The organism is Fusobacteria bacterium ZRK30 (assembly GCA_024628785.1).
Lineage (GTDB): Bacteria > Fusobacteriota > Fusobacteriia > Fusobacteriales > Fusobacteriaceae > Psychrilyobacter.
Genome location: CP102404.1, coordinates 788,107 through 806,609, shown reverse-complemented (window position 1 = coordinate 806,609; position 18,503 = coordinate 788,107). Strand labels below are relative to the sequence as shown.

Annotated in this window: 6 protein-coding genes; all 6 read right to left on the bottom strand. The window is 30.8% G+C overall.

Translation table 11 applies throughout. The annotated features are described in order from the left end of the window. Window positions 1-549: 549 nt before the first annotated feature. The 6 genes from NRK67_04005 to NRK67_03980 all read right to left on the bottom strand — a co-directional run bounded on the left by NRK67_04005 (window position 550) and on the right by NRK67_03980 (window position 18,422). Window positions 550-846, bottom strand: a complete 297-nt coding sequence (locus NRK67_04005) for a hypothetical protein (GenBank protein ID UUV17077.1) — start codon at window positions 844-846, stop codon at window positions 550-552. 401 nt (window positions 847-1,247) lie between these two features. Next, a complete protein-coding gene (locus NRK67_04000; GenBank protein UUV17076.1) occupies window positions 1,248-2,933 on the bottom strand; it encodes a hypothetical protein in 1,686 nt (561 codons plus the stop codon). 159 nt (window positions 2,934-3,092) lie between these two features. Then, complete coding sequence (locus tag NRK67_03995; GenBank protein ID UUV17075.1) at window positions 3,093-3,554, bottom strand: OmpA family protein; 462 nt, start codon at window positions 3,552-3,554, stop codon at window positions 3,093-3,095. A gap of 15 nt (window positions 3,555-3,569) precedes the next feature. Then, window positions 3,570-7,073 (bottom strand): hypothetical protein, encoded by a 3,504-nt coding sequence (locus tag NRK67_03990; GenBank protein ID UUV17074.1) that lies wholly within the window; start codon window positions 7,071-7,073, stop codon window positions 3,570-3,572. After that, on the bottom strand, window positions 7,066-9,315 hold the full coding sequence (locus tag NRK67_03985) for a DUF11 domain-containing protein (GenBank protein ID UUV17073.1): 2,250 nt from the start codon (window positions 9,313-9,315) through the stop codon (window positions 7,066-7,068). The genes NRK67_03990 and NRK67_03985 overlap by 8 nt, the downstream gene beginning before the upstream one ends. Before the next feature lie 32 nt (window positions 9,316-9,347). Next, window positions 9,348-18,422: a DUF11 domain-containing protein gene (locus NRK67_03980; protein ID UUV17072.1), complete on the bottom strand. Its 9,075-nt coding sequence runs from the start codon at window positions 18,420-18,422 to the stop codon at window positions 9,348-9,350. Between the last annotated feature and the right edge of the window lie 81 nt (window positions 18,423-18,503).

Here is an 18,503-nt window from a genome sequence, read left to right as displayed (position 1 = left end):
TGAAGATTACAACAGTGCAATGTCTCTAGCAATTCAAATAGCTGCTAAAAAATGGACTTATATCAAATGAAACCCTTTGATGAACTGTCAATAATATCTGTTGATAAAATTCAAAACCTTAAGGTCAAAAGATTTCAACTCCTAATCCTCACTCTTTGAGGACTTTTTTGAGGCAAGAATTTGTTTATCTCTCTTATTTCTATTTTATAAAATTTATCACGCTAAAATATAATCATAATTTTATAGCCATATACATCCTTTCTGGGTGAAGGCTCAGCCTTCAAAAAAAGGTCTCTGCTAATGCAGAAACCTTTTTTACTACCTATTATCTTCTTTTTAAAAATCTTTTCAGCTCTTTCTCTAATTTACCTGTCATCTCTCCCCCCTTTGTAGTCTTTTTTAAAGTGTTGTCCTGATTCCACTAAAATTGAAAAAATAAAATTTTATTAGCTCTCAAAAAGTTATAATTTTGAATTTACTGTTATACATACCTTAAAAACCATTCTTCAATTGAAAAGAGCTTTTAATTCTTTTTAATTTTCAGCTATATTAAAGTATTGGACATTCCCCCCATATTTTAATATGGCTAATCAAAAAAAAATTTCGTAATTTAATTTTCTCTCTATTTCCCTTTTCCAATATAATCTTTTTTATTAACTCATCTATGTGGACCCCTGTTCTATAGATATAGCAACCTTTATCATCAGAATTTAAAGCTACTTCATCTTCACCAACAACAACAAATAAAACACTCTCAAGGCTATTATTTAGAACCATTTTGATCCCCTTATTTTTTGAGATTTGCATACTTATATAAATTTCATTATAAATTTCTTCAATGGCCATGATATACACCTCCATTTAATTTACTAGCCACATAATAATGATACCTCTTGACTAGTTTATCCTTACTTGTTTAGGTAAGTTAATATTTTATCTCTATCCTCCTGTTTTTTCTAAGTACTATTCCTCTCCAGAGGCTGGTCAGGCCCTTCCCCCTTTGTTGTAATGTAAGTTAAATAATTTATATTATAATGAATTTTCTATTTTAGAACATCACTCATATGAATTGTTTTTTTTTTGTGTTTATGTTAAAATATAAAATTTGAAAAAACTATTTATATTCCTTTGCTTTAGTAGGTTTTAAAATAAAAAAAGGAGATATTTAGTCTCCTTTTTTTATTTCATTCTCTAATTTTTGAATTTTACCCGAATATTCAATTTTTTTATTTTAAGTTCTTCTATTATTATATTTTTTTTAAATTAGGTTTCCTAGCTTTTTCTTTTTCTCTTATATTCCACACAATAGACTCTGTTATTAATTCCAATTCTAAATCCGTTTTTGCTAATTTTTTAGCTTTTAGAAAACATTTCATAGAATCTTGGTATCTCTCGACTTCTCTGTAGCAGTCTCCTAAATTCATCAAGAGTTTAGGGTTATTTTGGGAGCTTAAAGAGATTAACGTCTCAAATACCACTATAGCTTCTTGATAGAGTTTTAGCTCAAAAAATGACTGTCCAATTATATCCATAAAAAATATATGTAAATTAAAATTGTTTTCACTCATATCCTTTAAATCTACTTTTTTTATATACTCAAGTGTTTCAGTATATTTTTCTAAATTATAAAAAGTACAAATTATTTCACTATAATTATCATAACTATCATTACCTTGTTTTTCTGCCTTCAATAGATATTCTAAACCTTCCTCTTGTCTTCCTAATCTTATCAGGGCAAAACCAAGTTCATATAGTAGTGTTGGTGTTAATTGATTTTTTTTTATCCTCTCTTTTGAATCTTTTACGTGATTATTTAGATTTTTTATAAGTTCTTCATCTATCTTTTGAACCTCTTTTTCATTTGTAGAGATTATTTTAGCATTCACAAGATAATTCCAACCTTCACAATACCTTTTTAACCGTGTCAAACAAAACCCTATCTCATAACACAGCTCATTTTCTGCTCCTGGATTATTACCAACATATTGTTCACAACAGAGTAAAGCTTCCTTAGCTTTTGCTAATATGGTTTCATTGTCTATATTATCAGATTCTAATATTTCTAATGCTCTACATTGTTCTATTTTTATTTTAGCTAAAAATAATGATTTTTTTTCTTTAATTGATTCTAGACAATTAAAATAAACCTGCTGCAAATTTTTATGGAGAAGATAATCCCCAAGATAAATAATAAAATCAATATTTTTTAGATCTGATATAAGGTCTTCTACTTGTTGAAACTTTTCTAATTCAATATTATTTTTTATTAAATATTCTATTATTATAGAACTTTCATTCTCATTTAATATTTCGATTTTAGACAGCCACCTTAAAGATTGTTTATAATCTTTTAATTCGTATAGTATTATTCCTATATTTTGTATTATCTCTTTATTCCAACCACCTGAAATTTCCAACCCCTTATACAAGATATCTAGCGAATCTTTTTTTCTTTGAAGTATTCGATAGGTTGTTCCCAATTCATTAAAGATCCAGGGATCCTTTCGCCCAAGTTCTTTGGCTCTCAATAAATTTTCTAAAGCCTCTTTTGATCTTCCCAGCGCATTTAATGTAGACCCTTTTTCACTGTGTATCCACTCATCATCTCTTCCTTTTTTTGAAACTTCCTCTAAATATTTAATGGATTCTTCATAATTGCCTAAACTATTATTTAAATATGCTAAAAAAGATGTATTCTCTATACCTTTTTTGTAATGGTAAGAAACTTTAACCATCTCTAAGGCTTCATTTGGATTTCCCATAGCATTTAATACCTCACTTTTTAAAAAATACAATTTAGATAATTCTGTAACTTCTTCTTCCGTTAAGTCTTTTCCCATTCTATTTATGACATGATCTATATTTAATAGCACCACTGTATACTTTCCTTTTTCATATAGAGTTCTCATTTTTTTAAAATCTTCTATCGACATAATGCCTCCTAATTTTAATTACATTATTTAGAATAATAAAAAGTTACTTTAAAAGTAAATTTTAAAATAACTTCATATATCTATTTTTTTATATCTGTTTTCATAATAGACAACTCTTTAATATTCTTACCTTTCTATAGACATTTTAGGATAAGTGAATTATTTATTCGTTTCTATAAATGTAATTTCTACACGTCGATTAGCTGCCATTTCAGGAATTGATTTTTCAGGTTTATAAATAGGCTCTTGTTCCCCTTTTCCACGGACTTCTAATTGATATTTATCAAAGTCTAACCTTTCCTCCATATAGTTCTCTACAGCCTTAGCTCTTCTCATAGAAAGTTTATTATTATATTCATAACTACCATTTGTATCAGTATGCCCAATTATAATTAAAGTTCCTTCTAATTCTTTAATTTTGTCTATAAATTCATTTAATTTAGGAATATCTTTATTTAGAAGGACTGACTTATCAAAATCAAAATTAGCCCCTGCATTAAGAGTAAGTTTTAAGATTACCCTTGGAATTTTTCTGATTACAATTTTTTTATCTTCTCTATAGTTTGGTTCAGCACAAGAAATAAGTGTAAGAACCATAACTAATAAAAAAAGTTTTTTCATGTATTAACCACCTTTTTAAAATTTACCCACAATATTAATAAACCAACCGTTTGCATCATAGTCATCATAACGAAGATCATCTTCAAAACTAGAAAAATTATAACCTAATCCAACTTTAAGGTTGTTTCCCAAATGTCTATTGACGCTTATAAGTGCACCTTGCTCTAAAGCATTTTCATATTGATCAAATTTCCAATGATATTCAGAAAATATATCCCAATTTTTAATAATATGATAAGTTGATTTCATCCCTACCAGGTAGATCTGCGTCCTCATCTTAATATTATTTCCAGAGGCCCTCTCAATTATTTCACTTTTATCCTTTCCTGCTAATTTCAATCCTAAATCCCATCTAGCATTATATGAATAAATTGTTTCAAATTCAAAAATATGACTCTTTTCATCGGAATAATCTATATCACGGTCACTTTCCTTTTCTTGATCTTGTAAATAGGTATATCTAGTAAGAAAATTCAATTTATCGTTGTATATAGGCCTATAAGCTAGTCCCAAATTGCCTTCTGTAAATTCAGCTTCCTTTTTAGACGTAGTTTTATTATCTGTCCTAGAATAATTTAATTTTCCTACAATTGTATATTCATTGGTCCACTTATATTTAAAGCTATTGGTAGTTACCCATTGGTTTACCTTTTCATCTCCCTTATCTTGTCTAAATTCAATCTTATTCTTTAGAGTTAATTTTGAGATTTCAGCACTTTGATATAAGCTAATAGCTCTTCTACGAACATCTTCTTCATTATCTTTTTTTAACTCCCCTGTTTGCAAAGCTGCTCCTATTTTATAATCTTCAATATATTCATAATCTATTCCATAGGAATCTGTTCTTCCCTTACCGTTATTTTCATCCACAAATTGATTTTCTTGATAAATATCCACTTTCTTAGTAAGGCTAGCTCTTTGCCCAAAGGTCACATTATTTTTATCAGAATCTTCCATCTCTTCCAATACATATCCTAAATAAATATCGTAGTCGTCATATAAACTATAATCAGCTGTAGCATCTGCTGAATACCCACGATCACCAGTGCTATATTCTCCAGTTAACTTTAATTTATCGTTGATCTCTGTTTCTCCTCCAATAGTATATAGATCATTATCACTATAATCATCATTAGAGCTTACAGTTGTTTGAGCTTTTACATATAGCTTCGTATCCTCTGTAAATTCATACTCAACCATTCCACCTACAAGATTACCTTTACCCAATTTATCATTTTCCAATTCTTGAATATGTTTGGCCTCTGCTCCTACTTTTAATTTATCGGTAATAGCATACTCTCCTTGAACTTGAACTTCTTCAGTATCTGTAACTTTTTTTTCATTTATATCTCTTTCTATTGTAGAAAGATAACGCGACTTAAATTGCAAGCTATTATTAGGACGATACCTAATTTCTGTCCCATAGCTCTCCCAAGAAAGATTATCATCTTTAGAAGCATATGAATACTCTGCATCTTTGTTTTGATACCAAACTTTAATATCATTTCCATATGGACTAAATAGTTCTGGGCTTAGATCATAAAAACTAAATACTCCTGCTACTCTAAATGCTTCTCCATCTTTATCTTTAACATTAGAATTTGATATCTCTTTGAAATTTAGTCCTCCATCAAAAGATACAAAATTACTATCAACTTGAGTTCCCTCTGACTTACTGTATTCAGCTGTTAAATATGTCCCTTCAGTGGCTCTTAAAGTAAGATCAGTTCCCATCATTTGGTAATCTTGAGCATCTTTTTCTTCATTGACATAGGTCCCACCTATTCCAATATAATCATTGACCCATCCTTTTCCACGTCCTCCAAACGTTAAATTGTCCATAGAATCAGAGTCATCTGGAATATATTCATAATCCACAACTAAATAATTTTCATAGCCATCTCTAGGATTGTTTTGTATGATAGATCCAAAAGAATCAGAAGAAATATCAGATAATGGTCTAGTTAAGATAATACGTCCTTGATAATTATCTATTTCATAGTCTTTACCCTCTTGGATATAGATTATATCCTCAGTGACTTTAGTAGTTTTATTAACTAATTTTATTGCTACTTTGTCACTACCAGCAGCTATATCTCCATGTTTTAGAAAATATAGACTTCCACCTGTTCCTAAAAATTCATCATGGGAAGAAAGTAAATTTGGTTCAGAGACAAATCCAACTAAATTTAATTTATCTTCTCCATAGCTAGTAGTCTTACGTGTTCTATAGTCAGCCTTAGCACCATATAAACTCCTGTTATATTGACTAAATTCTGTAGCAGTTAAACCAGTATTATAGTTCCCCCATAAATATCTTGATTTATCATAATCTACACTAAGATATAGTTTTCCTTGAGTATTTACTTCACGACGAATAGTCGATTCATCACCATAAGTAGGGTAATATCTATCGTCATCATCTACCCTTTCAAAAATATTATAGCTATCACTTTTGTATATATCTTTAAACAAGTCTTTTATATTATTTTCCCGGGTATCCATCTGTGCAGTTACTCTTAATTTATCACTAAATTTTCCCATTCCAAAATATGCTAACCTTCCACGGTTATAAATATCTCCATCATATTCAGAATCTACACTAAGAACTTCTTTATTTGAAGTGACATAATTTTTACCTACATACATATCTACTAATCCAGTCTGAACAAAATATTTTTCCGGAATTTCAACATAAATTTCATACTCTTGAGTTTCTTCATTATCATAGACTACTTCTACAGGAATAAAGTATCTATCGGTAGGAAGATATTCTTCCGCAAAAAGTGTTTCTTTTTCGATAGTATATTCTTCTTGTCCAATAATAACTTTATCAACTCCTACTAGGTTAGTTCCATGAAATCTAACCATTCCCGAATTCACGGGAATATTATGACGCATTAGTTTTGCTTGTCCAAATGTTCTTTTGTCATCTTCTAATTCTCCAAAATTTTCCATAGTAAAATCTGTTTCTTTTTTTACTAGATCTACTACTCCTGTAGTGGTAATATCCATATTTCCTTCTGCATCCCATGATACTAACCTAAAGAGGAGTTGTCTCCCTCCCTTTAGCTCATAGTCTTCAGCTATTCCATCCCACTTTATATCCATATTATTATGTAGTTCATCACCTGTAATTGTTTTTATTGGTGCCATAAGATTAATATCATCACCACGATAGATAGCTAATTCCCACTTTTTTACATAGTATCCATAGTTAGTTTTCACACTAAAATTCATTTCTTGTTTAAGATTTCCACTTTCTACTACTGCTTCATTGTTTACTGTTATTTTCATATCAGGTTCAATTGTATTTATATCTCTAGTTGCCCATATAGCCCCTTCATTTAGATAAACTCTAGTGTTATCTGTTTGCATCCCCATTTTATTATCTATTTCCATCTCTTCACTTCTTATTAACTCTAAATTTTCTACTTCGTTCGTAGGAGTTTCTACACCTAAAGCTGCTACAGAAAGTAATGAAGCTATTAGTATTATTATTTTTTTTGTATTAGCCATTTTCTTTACTCCTTACCTTTCTGATTTTATTTGTATCTTTGATATTAAAATCATCCAATTCCCTTTGGATACTAAAATTAAATTTATTAAGTCCATTAGGAGTTATTCTCTTTACTCTAGGATTTTCACTAATAACTCTCATCCCTTGAGGCAGACTATCTCTATCAACTTTTACTAGAAAATTTGAACCTGTTTTTTTAGTAACCCACTCATCCGGCACATGGTAACGACCAAATTCATCAGTAGTTATAACTACTCCTCCTAAAGTAATTAACCTTATCCCAGGGATCCCATCCTCATAAATACCAAAGTTTTCCACCACAATTTCTTGGAGATAATTTGGAGATCCTTTTTGTGCATATATATTTCTTGTGATTTTTAGGTTTTCTCTAGCCAGTCCTTCTTTTAAATCGCCTTTATGAGAAGCTTTTGCCTTCCCATTACTATCTATAAGAATAGTTGTTCCATCTTTACTGGTAACCTTTAGAGGTTCCCAGGTAGAAGTTATTGTTTCATATCTTATAATAGCTTTATTAGGCTCTTTTATTTTTCTATTCCTAGAAACACCACGAAGTTTTCCTATAGTAATACCTCTAACTAAAGGTGAACTTTTATCTTTAATTTTTGTTGTTTTATCGCCAATAGTTAAAGTTGTACTATTTAGAATATAGTTTGTAGGATCTATTGAACTTATTAATTTAATCCTTTTAGCAGTTGCATCTGCTTGATATCCATCTCCATTTATATCTTCAAATACTTTTCCTATAATAGTTGCCGTATCAAACAATGCATCTGGAATAACTTCTACATCTGCTGAATCATAGTTTGATACAACCTTCCCACCAGATACAGCATGTGCAGTATTTACATATTTACCAAAAGTAGTTCCAATACTAGCACGCAGTAGATACCTTATACGAAGATTTTCTTTAGGAGCTATATTTACAGCTGTAAAGCCTAATGTATTTCCTATAATTGGTTCATCTGAAACATCTCGATCATCATTATTACCAAATTTTCCATCTGTACTTAAAGTAATTTCAGTTGTATTCTCCACATAAGTAAATCCCGCAGGTGTTTTATCTTCTACAGCTACATTAGTAAAATAAACGTCTGTAGGGTTATTAACTATAATCTCATATTCTACTACTTGACCTTTCTCAACATCCTTTTTTAACGCACGTTTACTCAGTTGTAACATACCTTCATTAAGTTTTATTTTGGAGCTTACTTCTGCAAATCCAGTATTTTTATTTCCATCATTGTTAGTAAAGATATAATCAGCTCTATTTGTTATATCTGCCCCTATAATTTTATTAGTAGTACCTACTAAAGTAAATATAATGCTATCATTAGGAGCAATATCAACTAGAGTATCTAAATTTTTATTGGGGTCATATGATTCTATATTACTTATAGGGTTTAAAGAACTACTATTGTCTGTAATAACTACACTGTCAAAAGCTTTAATAGAGTCTCCACTTATAGATTCATTTTCAATATCCAAAATTAAATCTGTAACTTTAACATCATTTGCAATTCCCAAACCTGTGTTTGATATTGTTACTACATAAGTTAGATCTTTCCCTGCAACAAATTCACTTGTATCAACAGTCTTAATGATATTAAGTTTTGCATTAGCTGGGTTAGATTCAGCATTAGCCGTCCCCTCTTTATCAGTTCCATCATTATCGGTATAACTAAATTCCGCAATGTTATCTATCTTACCAACTACGTCTAAAGAAACATTACTTGCAATAGTATAGATTGCATATCCATCTCTAGGTAACTCTAGTTCCGAAGTAAAAGCATTTCCAATATTACTAAGTGGTTTGTTTTCGCTGGCATTATTAAATAATTCTACTTTGATAACCTTACTTGTAGCAGGATCAAATGCATCACCATTTCCATTAGTTGTAAGTGCCTGAGGAAGTATATCCTCAAACTTAACTTTATGAGCTGGCCCTGGTCCAACATTCCATACTTTAATAGTGTATGTAATCTCTTCCCCAGGTGCGAAAGTAACTTTATCTACTGTTTTTTCAATATGTACTTCTGATCTAGATGGTTGAAAACTATCAGTATCAGTAATTTCTAAAGCATCAGTGCCATCATTATGTTTACTTTGATCATAGGTTCCTGTCACAGTGTTTTTTAATTCTCCATAAGCTTCAGGGATAACAGTTGCAATAATCTTAAATTCCACTTCATCTTTCGGTGCAAGATCAATATCTATATCCAAATTTTGAGTTGGATCAAAGCTTGGAATATAAGTTATTGGGGAGCTCCCCCATTTACCACACTAATAGTCCACTTGTTAAATGCTAACTCTTTATTTCCATCTACAGCATCTACTGTGATCTTATTTAATTCATCTAAGATATGAAATTTATCCCCTATTCCATCACCATTATTAAATATTTTAATCCTGAACTCAACATCTTCCCCTGGGGTATATCCACCTAAATTAGGATCAACTATAGCAATTTTATCTATCTTCATATCTGCGGTAGCTACAGGTACTGATATAGTAGATTCTCCTATTGTAGGAGTTAGTTCATTATATTTAGTAAATTCAAAAGTTGCAGTATTAATAATACTTCTATCACTAGGATCTACATTTATTCCATGAACTACCGTATCTTTTAATTTACCTATAATCTTAATTTTTACTTCTCCATTTGACTTTAAATCAAATGTACTTGTAACTCTATTTCTAGTTATATCCAATGCTGGTATCCTAGGTGTAGCACCTGTTGCACTAATTACACTAGCACTAATACTCTCAAATACATGTCCTCTAAGGTTAGTATCTGATAATAATCCTTCAATAGATGAAAGATCATCTATAAACTTAAGGTCATTAGCTAAACCACCTTTATTTTTTATAAGGACTTCATATTCTATATTTTTTCCAGGTATAGCTAAAGGTGTAGTTGTAGTCTTTTCTATAGTGATCTCAGCAGGTGTCGGCTCAAAAATTACTTCATTAGAGTTTTTTATTTGAGTACCAGTACTATAATCAATAACTGCAATATTCTTAATCTCTCCTATAGCAGTGTCAGCAATAGTAGAACTAATAATAAATTCAACTTTGTCATTAGGAGCTAAATCTAAAGTTAGATCTATTCCTTTTGAATAATCAGGCGTTCCTACTACTTTACTTGGAGCATTTATTATAGGTACTACTGAAATAGAGTTAAATGCTTTAACAGTCCCACTTATATCTGAACTATCTACCATAATATCCCCTATAATATCCTTAATTTCTAACTCATGAACAAAGGAGGGATTTTTATTCTCTACGGTTATTTTGTAATAACTTTCCCCTCCAGGTAGATACTCCATCTTAGTGTTACTATAAGTACTACCATCTGTACTTTCTTCTTTTGTTATAAATATATTTTTTAAATTAACACCTTTAGGAATTGCAGTTACCACATTAGTATCATATCCTGTATTTTGATTTTTAAACTTTGCTATATTGTCTATTCTTCCTATAGCATTATCACTAATGGTAGCTTCTACTTCAAATATTATGCTTTCTCCAGGCCTTAAATCAAAAATTCCGTTTAAATTTTTATCTGAAACATCTATTTGACTATAACTTGATGTTCCTGTATTTAGTTCAGTTATTTTAATACTAGAAAGGTCAAATGCAGGACCTCTTCCTCCACCTGAAATATCCGTTTCAATTTCCCTTATCTTATCTAATATCTGTATATCATCAGCCCATCCTAATCCTGTAGTGTTATCAGCAATAATTCGATAGTATATAGTTTCTTCTGGATAATAAACAACATTATTAGTTCCATAACTATTTCCATCAATACTTATCTCTTTTCTCATCTTTATATTATCTTTTACAGAATAAATTTTAGTTGATGCAACTAATTCTGTAGCAGCCTTTGTCCCCCTATTAATACTAGGATCAAATTTAACAACTACATCTGTATCTATTTCTTTCATAGCTTCTTCATTTAGTTTAACAGTAATCCATATTTGAAAAGTATCCTTAGGTGCAATATTTACTATTCCTTCAAATCCAAGTATTTCATTTGGAATTCCAACAGGTTTTGTTTCTAAAGAATTATTTTTAGAGTTGTATCTTACTTCTATAGGAATATCAGTGCTAGTTTCTCTAAAAGCATCTACCTCATGAACTGAGGCCCCAATAAAATTACCTCCTCCTAAAGTCTTTATTTCCATAAGTTTATCTGAAATATCTACTCCTAAAGCATATCCATCCCCAATATTTTTTACTTCTATTAAGAAAGTTTTTTCCATTCCAGGTGTATAATTACTATCCCTTGTTACACTATTTCTATCTACAACTGGTGTTTTAACTATAAGAACATCACCATTTGAATGTAATATATCCCATTCTTTAGAGATCTCAGTTCCATCATAATTAGTTAGAAATTCATTATTTATATCACCTACAGCATCATCTATAACAATTGCATCTATAGTAATAGTTACTCTATCTCCTGTTCCTAAAGTAATTGGTATATCCTTTATATCTCCAGTTGACGGTATTAATGATATATCACTGTTACTATCACTATCAGATAAAAAAGTTGTGATACTCCATCCAGATTTAAATGCTGGTTTTTCTTCCCCTCCTACAGTCTTAACTTTTATCCCACTTATAATCTCATTTAAAATAATATCTTGAGCTGTAGAAGAACCACTATTTTCAACTGTTAAAGTATATGATATTGGATTTCCTGGTCCATAATAATTACTTCCTATTTTAGTTGATTCAATAGTAGATTTAGCTAAATGTGCTATTACTTCATTTGTTTTTATACCATCTATAGTAGCTTTATTTTTTATATTTCCTAAAGCCGTATTTTTAACCTTTGCATCTACAATAAATTCTACCTTTGCTCCAGGTTCTATATCTACCTCTGCATTAAATCCATTAATATTATTTCCAAAATTAGAAACATAAGTTTTCCCATCTGTAGAGCCTGGAGTTATATTTCCATCTTTATCAGTGATTACAACTTTTGTATATGCACTATTAAAAGCAGAATTTCCCTTACTATCTAGAACATTTTTTAATATATCTTCCACACCTATTTTTACACCATATCCTAGACCAGTATTTTCTAATATAATCTTATAATAAAGATTATTAGAAGGGATATAATCTACATCTCCTGTCCCATAACTAATTCCATCGCTACTTATCTCCTTATGAAAAATAAGATTAGGATCATTAGGATAGATTACCTCTGTTACATCTTCATCTAAAGCAATATTTCCATCTTTAACAGTAGCAATATTCTCTGGTATAGCCCCAATCAACTTTTCTCTTATTTGAGCTTTAATATAAAATTTTATAGTATCACTAGGTGCTATATCTATTTTAGCATTAAGATCAGTTGCATTATTATAAGGGTGAATAAATGTAAGTGCATTAGTTCCACCATCATCTGTTATTTCCCAAGATTCAAATGCTGTATCTGTACTATTCCCTGTTATATTAGTCCTTATAGAACTTAAGTTATCTTCTAGTAAAATGTCATTTCCAAAAGATTCCCCTATATTAGTAACTTTGATTTCGTAGATAATTTCTCCTCCTGGTTTATAAGGCAGGTCAACTCTCCAAGGTATTCCATCTACAGAAACAATTTTTTTCTCTACTTCCATTTTAGGAGCTAAGGGGCTTAATACAGCAGTATCACTAATAGTTTTTTCTTTTGAGAGATAAGTCCCTATGTTAGTAATAGACGTCATCGCATCATCTCTAATTATTGCAGTAACTACATATTCAATCCAACCTCCAGAGGCTAAAAAGATATTATTATTTTCAATATCTAGATTACTTATAGGTACAAAATCCCCTAAAGATGTAACATTATCATTATAGCTGCTACCATTTCCTATGCTAATACTCTGATTATTTCCCTTTGTAGCAGTAACATCCCAACTAACAAATGCTTCTTCCCTTAGATGTGGTTTCCCAGGTGTTTCCACTACTACATCTCCTAATAGATCTTTAAAACTTGGAGTTGCACCAACAGAGGTTCCACTTCCATTATTTTCTACTCTTATAATATATTTAAATTCATCTCCAGGTTTATAAGTTATCTTAGGAGTTGTTCCATCTATTTCAACTGCTTCCTTAATAATAGTTATATCTTCTTCCTTCATCTCAGATACACCACTTTTTTCTAATAAAGTTTCACTTGTTGCAATATTTTCTATATCCCCAATTGCTCTTTCATCTACCTTGGCTTTTATCTTAAAGATTATTTCACTTTTAGAAGCTATGTCTATTATCATATGAACTCCATCTCCAGGTGTTTCAAGTATGTCTTTATCTTCTATAGGATAATTAAACCCTTGACCCGGAACAGTAACATCTCCTCCAGTATGAGTCTCTGTAATATCCCAACTAGAAAAAGCTTGAAGGTTAGCCCCATCTATCCTATTAGTTTTAATTTGACTTATAAGGTCACCTAAAGGAATATCATTTATAACCCCATCTCCTTGATTTTTTAGAGTTAATAAATACTCAATGTATCCTCCAGGTTTATAACCTCCTGTTATTTCAGTCTCTCCATTTCTATCGTAATACTTGCTAACTTCTTTACTCATCTCCAATCCTGGTCTGGCAGTTCCTACTCCAATTCCTACTTGATCTCCATCAATAAATGCTGTATTAAGAATGCCCCCAATAGCTTTTGGGTTAACTCTAGCTGTAATCTTATATTTTATTTCGGTATTTACAGGTAGATTGAATTTAGTTATGATATCTGTATTATCCTGAACAGTACCAAAATCTACATAATCAATAAATTCCCCTGATTTTTCTGTTGTAATTGTCCAAGCCATTGGGTCAAAAGCATCTCCAGTAGTTCCATCAGAAAGGGGAACTTTAATATCAGAGATAATATCTCTTATAGGTATCTGACCTGCATTTCCATTACTATTATTTTTTATATCAATTATAAATGTCATATTTTCACCAGGTATATATACTGATTTATCAGTTGTTTTTTTTATATCTAAATTATATCTGTGTTGCTTGGTTACAAGACCTTTATAGCTTATGTCTCCATTTGCATCAGGTCTTATTCTCCCTGTAACAGTATAGGTAATCGTATCTTCTGGAGCTACATCTAGAATCTCATTAATTATATCTGTATTATCAGCAGGTTTAGAAGGATTACTTGTTCCTGAATTTTTAGCATCAACATCTAATGTCCAAGTATATTCAGAGGTTGCTCCATTTATATCTCCAAATACAGGTCCACTAGTTCCATCCATTAGTTTAACTTGAATTTTACTGATTTCTTCTAAGAGATTTATATTATTTGCATATCCGTTTTCGCCGCCTCTAACTACTATCGTATAAGTTAAGTTCTGACCAGGAATATATTCTTGTTTATCAACTGTTCTAGTCAATCCCCCATAATTTCCGCCTCCATTAAGTTCTACAGAAGCTCTTGCAAATTTATTGTTATTGCTATTGATTAAAAAAACTTCATTTTCTATTTTTCCATGTAAAACACGATTGCTAACTTCAGTTGCAATATTGTATTGATAGCTCCCATTTGCAGGAATCGTTGGTTGATCGTCGATATCTCCACTACCTGTTCTCCCATCTTCTCCTATCCAATTAATCTCGTCAAAAGGATCTCCAGCAGAAATATCTACATAGGGATTTCTCCCATCATTAGCTAAATTTATTTTAATACCACTAAATTTATCGCTAACTGTATAACCTGAAGCTTTAAAATCTATTGGATCATTTGTAGTATTAAAAATTGTTATAGTATAACCAAGAGGTTCTCCTGGGATATAATTAAATTTATCAGCAACTTTAGTAATATATAGACCATCGTTTGTACCATCTAACTCAACAGAAGAAGAATAGTCGTTCCCACTTTGAGTGTCGTGTACATTAGCAAGATTTGAGATCATTTCGCTAGGTAAAACCGTCGATTTCACTAATGCTTCAATATGATATTCTACAAATCCACCAGGTTTTATATCTGCTAATACATCCATATTTTGGATGTTTTGACCACTTGGAATACGATTATTAACATCAGCATTACTACCTCTATATCCACTTGTTCCTTTATCTCCATCTGTTTTAGTTGTTATAGTCCAATATTCAAATTGGGTATTATTAAAAACATCAGTAACACGAGCGTCATTAGCATATCCATTCCCATTATTATCTACACGAATATCATAATTAACTATTTGACCAGGTACAAAATTAAGATTTGTTGTGGATTTTACTATGGCTAAATTAGGTTGCTTAGGTGCAGTTATAGCATCAATATTTATAGTTGAACCATTTTTAGGAGCTACAGTTCCTGTGTTTTTTATTGACCCATAGGGTATAAGATCTATTGGATAATCTTTTTTCAAGGTAGCCCTAATAATATACTTAAGTGCTTGGTTTCCACTTAAAGTAGTTGTTTCATTTAATACACCATCAAATGATATCGGTCCTCGAGTTGAGGTTCCTGTACTTTCACAACCTCCAACATTTACAGTTTCCAAAGTATATGATGAAAAAATACCTCTAACCTTACTACCATTTAATAACTGAACTTCCATATTAGTTAGATCATCTTCTATATTTATCTCATCTATATATCCACCATCTATATTATTTAATATAATTGTATATTTTAAGACATCAGATCCATCAGTAGAAGCATAACTACCAATATCTACTGTTTTCGTTGCTTTTAAGTTCGGTGGGTTAGGCACAATCCCTTTATCAGCTACTAATAATCCACCTACTGTTGCCCTATTTTTTATCTTTCCAGTAGCTTCACAATTTATAACAGCTTTAATAGTGTATGTTATCATTGTGTTCGGGCCTATTTGAGCTACTTTCATGTTAGGTCCATTTGGGTCTATATTATCAGGAGACAGCAATGGCTCACTTATAATTCCCGAATGTCCACTAGCTACTGCTCCAGGACCAACTTTTTCTAACTTTGAAGTTACTTCCCAACTAGTATAAGCTTTTACCCCTGTATCAGAAACAATTTCTGATAACAAATCTAAAACTTCTATATTTTGAGCATACCCTTTTCCTGTATTTTTTATAATAATATCATATGTCATCTCTTCATTAGGAGCATAATTAGTCTTATTTACAGTTTTTACAATTCCTAATTTAATAGAAGATATTACCACACCTTCACCTACTTCTATGACATTGTCACCATTAGAACCTTTATCAATTATTTTTCCAACAGCATTCTTCTTTACCTTAGCCTTTAATCGATATTTTATCGATTCACCAGGTGCTATATCTAAATTAATATCAACATCTCTGTTAGTTATTACATCTACTCCTGGCTTAGTTCCATTGACTGAGTTAGTAGGATCAATAGTGGTAAAAGTCCAAGACTCAAAAGCCGCCCCTTTAATATTTTGGCCATAAGTTGGACTATTTATATCAATATCCAAAAGGTCCGTTTCTATATTACTTATAATCTCTTTTAAATTGAAATCATTGATAAAATGATCTGTATTCTTATTAGTTACAAGGATATCATAAGTTAGTTCATCACCAGGGCTATACTCTTTTTGAGTAGCAGGGACTATTTGTTTTATAATCTCTACATCACTTTCTCCTCCTAACTCCATAGGAGTAGTACTAGCAGCCGCAGTTTTCGGGAAATTACCGTCTCCGTCAGGTGAACTTATCTCTACTTCATTAACAATCTCTCCTATAGCACTAGGATTAGTAGGAACCCTTATTTCATATTCTAAGTATTCACCAGGTCCAATATAGACACTATCAACTAGGTCCTTAATTATTTGCTCACTTCCAAGAACATAGTTTTTAGAAACACTATTAGCCCCAAGATGTGTAAGCTCTATAGATCCTACTTCAAATGGGTTTCCATCAGATATATCAGTAGAATTAAAATAATTTGTATTTTCATTAGCTAGCAAACTTTCAATATCACTTATAAGGTCTCTAACTTCAAATTCTTCTCCATATCCATTACCATTATTTTCTACCTTTATAGTGTAAGTCAAAATATCTTCTGGAAGATAATCTTCACTTTTGTCTACAACTTTACTCACTGATATATTTGCATCTTCAGATTCAACAATAACTTCATTACTGATTTTAACATTGTCATCTCTAGTAGTTTCAATAATGGTAGCTGTATTTTTTATCTCTCCTAAAATATTATCATTAACTTTAGTTGAAATAGTGTATTCTATCCATCCATTAGGAGCTAGCTCAGCAGCAGTAGCTACTAGATCTCCAGTAAGTGGATTGCTAGATAATCCAGAATTAGATCCTGAACTTACATTTGCACGAACTATAGTGTTAGGCATATTAAAAGCCAATTCATTGCTACCTGTTGTACTAGAAGCTGCAATAGTTGATAAAAGGTCAGATATGTCTAAACCCCTTACTCTATTTGCTTCATTATTTTCCAGCCTTAAAGTATATTCTAAAGGCTCCCTTGGGCTATACTTTGTTTTATCAACACTTTTTATAAGATTATAGTTATAAATAACCCTTGTATGAGATACTGATGCTGTTTTATCAGTTCCATCTATTGTTATTCTAGCCTCATTTATAATATCAGAAGATTGAGTATCATCAACTCTTCCACTAATAATGTAACTTATAGTCCCATTTGGTCCTATTACTGCATCTGGAATATCTAATTTCATACTTGATAAATTTCCATCTAAAAGCTTAGGATCTGTTCCTACTCCTGTAGTAGATACAGTGACATCAACATTACTAAATCCTAAAGTAGATAGATCATCAAAGATTTGAATATTTTCAATAATTTTCTCGCTATTATTACTTACCTTAACTTCATATTCTATTTTCTCCCCATTGTCATATTCAGTTGTTGGAGAAGTTTTAGTTAAACCAATGGCAGTACCTTGATCCAATTCTTTTACAACTACATTAGAACTTTCAGAAATCCCTGTACCTATGACTTTAGAGATGTTAGTAATATCTCCATTAGCGTCAATGTCTAATTCAACCTCCAAACTATATTCTACATAACTATTTGGTCCAACACTAACATTTGATGCCTTAAACTTTTTACTATTAAAGCTGTAGACTCCTCCACTACTATTTATTCCTTCATCTACAGACGCAGATTTTTCTATAAGAGGTAAACTACTCATATCATCATTTACTGTTAAATTTCTTACTTCTACAGAATCATTATTTTCTATCCTTATAGTATAGGTAAAAACTTCTCCAGGTATATATTCTGATATACTTGCTTCTTTGTTTATAGTTATTGCCCCTAAAGCATACACCGTTGTTATTAAAAACAACATAATTTTAAGCAACTTTCTTTTCATTTCTATTTTCCTCCTAAATAAATTAAAAAAATATACTTCTTCTAACTTTATTCAATTTAAAATCTCAAAAAAATACAGATC

Coding starts and splice junctions, on each gene's coding strand:
- NRK67_04005 (UUV17077.1), bottom strand. CDS start 846: ATGGCCATTGAAGAAATTTATAATGAAATTTATATAAGTATGCAAATC.
- NRK67_04000 (UUV17076.1), bottom strand. CDS start 2,933: ATGTCGATAGAAGATTTTAAAAAAATGAGAACTCTATATGAAAAAGGA.
- NRK67_03995 (UUV17075.1), bottom strand. CDS start 3,554: ATGAAAAAACTTTTTTTATTAGTTATGGTTCTTACACTTATTTCTTGT.
- NRK67_03990 (UUV17074.1), bottom strand. CDS start 7,073: ATGGCTAATACAAAAAAAATAATAATACTAATAGCTTCATTACTTTCT.
- NRK67_03980 (UUV17072.1), bottom strand. CDS start 18,422: ATGAAAAGAAAGTTGCTTAAAATTATGTTGTTTTTAATAACAACGGTG.